6 protein-coding genes and 4 pseudogenes are annotated in these 5,143 nt (G+C 50.5%); 4 read left to right on the top strand and 6 right to left on the bottom strand.

The annotated features are described in order from the left end of the window. Positions 1–439: 439 nt before the first annotated feature. The 4 genes and pseudogenes from BHK98_RS13065 to BHK98_RS14115 all read left to right on the top strand — a co-directional run. Positions 440–994, top strand: a complete 555-nt coding sequence (locus tag BHK98_RS13065; RefSeq protein WP_075715245.1) for a DUF4430 domain-containing protein — start codon at positions 440–442, stop codon at positions 992–994. Then, complete coding sequence (locus BHK98_RS13060) at positions 991–1,443, top strand: InlB B-repeat-containing protein (RefSeq protein ID WP_075715243.1); 453 nt, start codon at positions 991–993, stop codon at positions 1,441–1,443. Before BHK98_RS13065 ends, BHK98_RS13060 begins: the two co-directional genes overlap by 4 nt. Before the next feature lie 57 nt (positions 1,444–1,500). After that, positions 1,501–1,908: an Ig-like domain-containing protein gene (locus BHK98_RS14120; protein ID WP_075715241.1), complete on the top strand. Its 408-nt coding sequence runs from the start codon at positions 1,501–1,503 to the stop codon at positions 1,906–1,908. Between the two features lie 402 nt (positions 1,909–2,310). Further along, positions 2,311–2,361, top strand: a pseudogene (locus BHK98_RS14115) (hypothetical protein); the annotation flags it as partial. A gap of 378 nt (positions 2,362–2,739) precedes the next feature. On the opposite strand, the pseudogene BHK98_RS14110 reads toward BHK98_RS14115, so the two are convergent. The 6 genes and pseudogenes from BHK98_RS14110 to BHK98_RS13590 all read right to left on the bottom strand — a co-directional run. Continuing rightward, positions 2,740–2,910: pseudogene (locus BHK98_RS14110) on the bottom strand (LysR family transcriptional regulator); the annotation flags it as partial. A gap of 369 nt (positions 2,911–3,279) precedes the next feature. Then, positions 3,280–3,903, bottom strand: a complete 624-nt coding sequence (locus BHK98_RS13045) for an Ig-like domain-containing protein (RefSeq protein ID WP_075715237.1) — start codon at positions 3,901–3,903, stop codon at positions 3,280–3,282. A gap of 41 nt (positions 3,904–3,944) precedes the next feature. Continuing rightward, positions 3,945–4,022: pseudogene (locus BHK98_RS14105) on the bottom strand (InlB B-repeat-containing protein); the annotation flags it as partial. Positions 4,023–4,123: 101 nt separating this feature from the next. Beyond that, a pseudogene (locus BHK98_RS14100) lies at positions 4,124–4,309 on the bottom strand (DUF4430 domain-containing protein); the annotation flags it as partial. Positions 4,310–4,367: 58 nt separating this feature from the next. Next, entirely contained in the window at positions 4,368–4,703 is a 336-nt protein-coding gene (locus BHK98_RS13030; protein ID WP_075715233.1) for a hypothetical protein, read from the bottom strand. Positions 4,704–4,862: 159 nt separating this feature from the next. Further along, the coding region (locus BHK98_RS13590) for a hypothetical protein (RefSeq protein ID WP_158024509.1) at positions 4,863–5,143 on the bottom strand (281 nt) is incomplete at its 5' end.

Raw genomic sequence — 5,143 nt, 5'->3', positions numbered from 1 at the left:
TTCAGGATCGATGGCAAATATCAGCCGGTTACGATCACCAGCAGCAACGAGGACGTGATTGAACCCTGGAAGAACAAGGACGGCGAGCCCTGAACAATGCGGCATCCGTCAAAGTCTATCGGCCTCTTCCGGGAAAGCCTCCGGTAAAAGTCACGATTACGGTAACCATCACAGACAAGGCGACCGGCGTCAAAGTCTCCAGAAACATCGACGTCACCGTACAGCCGCTGACACAAGAGGAACTGGAAACCGCTAAAGCATTAATGAAAAAAGCCGTGAGCGGATACTGGGACGGAATAAGAAACAATAATACAGCGAAAGATACATCACCGGAGATCTGCAGAGTTTCCAGGAAATCAACGCCGACAATGACGGTTCAGTCTCTTTCATATACCGGGCCGATGAAAAAACCCGGACCGGCGTCAGTGCGGATACCTATGTGGAGAATCCTGACGGCGGCAATGATAATGACTACCGCAGATTCAACTCCAGCGAACCCTCTGTGATAGCCGATTCCAACCTGCTTGTCAGCAAACCGGAATACGATACAGAGGTCACCGTAGACAGTTATCTGACACATGAAGTCTACGGAAAATACTTTGTAAAAGCCCGAAAAGACGGTGACAAAGACGCAATGTCGCTGTTTGCCGGGCTCTATCGTCAGCATGCAGAAGCGACGATGACGGTCAGGGGCGAAAAAGGTGCGGATCCCAATCCGGACGCCGGAGTTTCCGTATCCTTCCGTCTGCTCGGACAGAAGGGTGAAACCCTCCTGAATCTGAGAACGGTTTCCGTTAAGAAAAACGCTTCCGCCTTCGATGTTCTGACAAAGGCATTAAAGGAAAACGGGTATTCCTATACAGGAAGCTCCAGCTACATCTCAGCCATAACAACGCCCTCCGGCAAAGTTCTGGCTCAGAAGGAGGCCGGGGACAACAGCGGATGGATGTACAAAGTCAACGGCGAATTAACCGACAAACACTCGGGGAAATGAAACTGCAGGACGGAGATGAGATGGTGTTCTTCTATACCTCTGATTATACTGCGAAAACGGCTGTCATCACATTTGATTCCGACGGAGGCTCTAAAATCGCCGCCGTGACGGTCGGCAAAGGGCAAAAGATCGCCGCACCGGCAGCGCCGGAAAAAGACGGATACAATTTCGCCGGCTGGTATGATTCTGCAGGAAACAAATTCGATTTCAATACGATAATCGAGGACGACCTGACGCTGAAGGCCGCATGGAGCAAAAAGGACGCTGTAAAACCCAATCCGGAAGAAACCGCAGAAAAGCCTCTGCTTCAGGCCAGATCCCTCAGTCAGACGAAAAATCACTCCGTCTCCAATGGAAGAAAATCTCCGGAGCGGCCAGCTATACTGTCTACGCAAGCAGATGTGACGGGAAGAAAAACTACAAAAAAGTCACCTCTACAAGAGGTCTGAAAACGGACTGTCAGCCGGATTTCCGGAAAGAAACTCAGAAAAGGCACTTACTATAAGATGTACGTTGTCGCAAAGGACAGCCGCGGCAGGATTCTCTCAAAATCGCTGACTGTTCATGTCACAACAGACGGAGGCAAGTATACCAATCCCGGAAAGCTCTCCCTGCCAGAACGCCTCCGCAATCAGAAAAAAACTGAAGTCCATGAAGCCCGGACAGACCTGCAAGGTCAGCACGAGGCAGACACTTCAGTCGAAAAACTGAAATTCCGGAAGCATCGCGGAGTGGTGTACGAATCCTCTGACCCGTCGGTCGCAACAGTAAGCTCCTCCGGGAAGATCAGAGCTGTGAAAGCCGGCTCCTGCTCGGTCTACGCTTATGCGCCAGAACGGAGTTTACGTCAGAGTCACTGTCACTGTCAGGTAACGCCGGAATTCTTTCAGGAGAAACACCGTGCGGTAAAATAACAACTCTATTATACAGGGAGCCACGTTCTTCATACAGAGCGGGCTTCCTGTATGCCATTCAGGCTTGCCGCATCAAATGCTGCGGCAGTTTTTATTCATGAACAAAGCGATTGCGTCAGGCCGCCGCATTGGTCAAAAAAAGAAAACCGTCACGTTGCGAATTGGGGATCGCTCTGTGACGTCTTTCCAGTGTAATTATTATTCGTTTAAGGCATTATATGGAAGACCTTACCTCTCTTCCTTGACTTATGATAATATATCACATATAATAAGTAAAATGTTTTTTTCTTATATTTGAAATTACAGATTCTAATATCGGAGGGAGCGCCATGGATAACCGAAAATATGAAGCGCTGATCAACATCGCCGAGACCGGCCAGCATCACACAGGCCGCGGAACGCATGGGCTACACGCAGTCCGGAATCACTCAGATGATCAACTCTCTGGAGCGGGAACTGGGCGTCAGACTTCTTCGACGCACCAACAAAGGAGCCAATCTGACGCAGAACGGGCTGACGCTGCTGCCGTACATGCGGGAGGAGCATCGCTGGGAGCGGACGATCCGGCAGGAATGCGACCGGATGAGCGGCAAGGAAACCGGAACTGTTACAGTGGGGTGCCTCTCCAGCATCAGCACCGCCTGGGATGCCGCGCATCCTGGAAATCTTCGCGCAGCAGTTTCCGAATATCAAGATCAACATGCTGGAGAGGCACCCCACTGTAACAGTTCCGGTTTCCTTGCCGCTCATCCGGTCGCATTCCTGCCGGATCGTCCGCTCCCAGCGATGCTCCTCCCGCATGTACGGCAGCAGCGTCAGCCCGTTCTGCGTCAGATTGGCTCCTTTGTTGGTGCGTCGAAGAAGTCTGACGCCCAGTTCCCGCTCCAGAGAGTTGATCATCTGAGTGATTCCGGACTGCGTGTAGCCCATGCGTTCCGCGGCCTGTGTGATGCTGCCGGTCTCGGCGATGTTGATCAGCGCTTCATATTTTCGGTTATCCATGGCGCTCCCTCCGATATTAGAATCTGTAATTTCAAATATAAGAAAAAACATTTTACTTATTATATGTGATATATTATCATAAGTCAAGGAAGAGAGGTAAGGTCTTCCATATAATGCCTTAAACGAATAATAATTACACTGGAAAGACGTCACAGAGCGATCCCCAATTCGCAACGTGACGGTTTTCTTTTTTTGACCAATGCGGCGGCCTGACGCAATCGCTTTGTTCATGAATAAAAACTGCCGCAGCATTTGATGCGGCAAGCCTGAATGGCATACAGGAAGCCCGCTCTGTATGAAGAACGTGGCTCCCTGTATAATAGAGTTGTTATTTTACCGCACGGTGTTTCTCCTGAAAGAATTCCGGCGTTACCTGACAGTGACAGTGACTCTGACGTAAACTCCGTTCTGCGCATAAGCGTAGACCGAGCAGGAGCCGGCTTTCACAGCTCTGATCTTCCCGGAGGAGCTTACTGTTGCGACCGACGGGTCAGAGGATTCGTACACCACTCCGCGATGCTTCCGGAATTTCAGTTTTTTCGACTGAAGTGTCTGCCTCGTGCTGACCTTGCAGGTCTGTCCGGGCTTCATGGACTTCAGTTTTTTTCTGATTGCGGAGGCGTTCTGCAGGGAGAGCTTTCCGGGATTGGTATACTTGCCTCCGTCTGTTGTGACATGAACAGTCAGCGATTTTGAGAGAATCCTGCCGCGGCTGTCCTTTGCGACAACGTACATCTTATAGTAAGTGCCTTTTCTGAGTTTCTTTCCGGAAATCCGGCTGACAGTCGTTTTCAGACCTCTTGTAGAGGTGACTTTTTTGTAGTTTTTCTTCCCGTCACATCTGCTTGCGTAGACAGTATAGCTGGCCGCTCCGGAGATTTTCTTCCATTGGAGACGGAGTGATTTTTCGTCTGACTGAGGGATCTGGCCTGAAGCAGAGGCTTTTCTGCGGTTTCTTCCGGATTGGGTTTTACAGCGTCCTTTTTGCTCCATGCGGCCTTCAGCGTCAGGTCGTCCTCGATTATCGTATTGAAATCGAATTTGTTTCCTGCAGAATCATACCAGCCGGCGAAATTGTATCCGTCTTTTTCCGGCGCTGCCGGTGCGGCGATCTTTTGCCCTTTGCGACCGTCACGGCGGCGATTTTAGAGCCTCCGTCGGAATCAAATGTGATGACAGCCGTTTTCGCAGTATAATCAGAGGTATAGAAGAACACCATCTCATCTCCGTCCTGCAGTTTCATTTCCCCGAGTGTTTTGTCGGTTAATTCGCCGTTGACTTTGTACATCCATCCGCTGTTGTCCCCGGCCTCCTTCTGAGCCAGAACTTTGCCGGAGGGCGTTGTTATGGCTGAGATGTAGCTGGAGCTTCCTGTATAGGAATACCCGTTTTCCTTAATGCCTTTGTCAGAACATCGAAGGCGGAAGCGTTTTTCTTAACGGAAACCGTTCTCAGATTCAGGAGGGTTTCACCCTTCTGTCCGAGCAGACGGAAGGATACGGAAACTCCGGCGTCCGGATTGGGATCCGCACCTTTTTCGCCCTGACCGTCATCGTCGCTTCTGCATGCTGACGATAGAGCCCGGCAAACAGCGACATTGCGTCTTTGTCACCGTCTTTTCGGGCTTTTACAAAGTATTTTCCGTAGACTTCATGTGTCAGATAACTGTCTACGGTGACCTCTGTATCGTATTCCGGTTTGCTGACAAGCAGGTTGGAATCGGCTATCACAGAGGGTTCGCTGGAGTTGAATCTGCGGTAGTCATTATCATTGCCGCCGTCAGGATTCTCCACATAGGTATCCGCACTGACGCCGGTCCGGGTTTTTTCATCGGCCGGTATATGAAAGAGACTGAACCGTCATTGTCGGCGTTGATTTCCTGGAAACTCTGCAGATCTCCGGTGATGTTATCTTTCGCTGTATTATGTTTCTTATTCCGTCCCAGTATCCGCTCACGGCTTTTTCATTAATGCTTTAGCGGTTTCCAGTTCCTCTTGTGTCAGCGGCTGTACGGTGACGTCGATGTTTCTGGAGACTTTGACGCCGGTCGCCTTGTCTGTGATGGTTACCGTAATCGTGACTTTTACCGGAGGCTTTCCCGGAAGAGGCCGATAGACTTTGACGGATGCCGCATTGTTCAGGGGCTCGCCGTCCTTGTTCTTCCAGGGTTCAATCACGTCCTCGTTGCTGCTGGTGATCGTAACCGGCTGATATTTGCCATCGATCCTGAAAT

The sequence above is a fragment of the Hornefia porci genome (genome assembly GCF_001940235.1).
GTDB lineage: Bacteria > Bacillota > Clostridia > Peptostreptococcales > Anaerovoracaceae > Aminicella > Aminicella porci.
The sequence above is the reverse complement of the archived record's forward strand: the minus strand, read 5'-3'. Positions and strand labels throughout refer to the sequence as shown.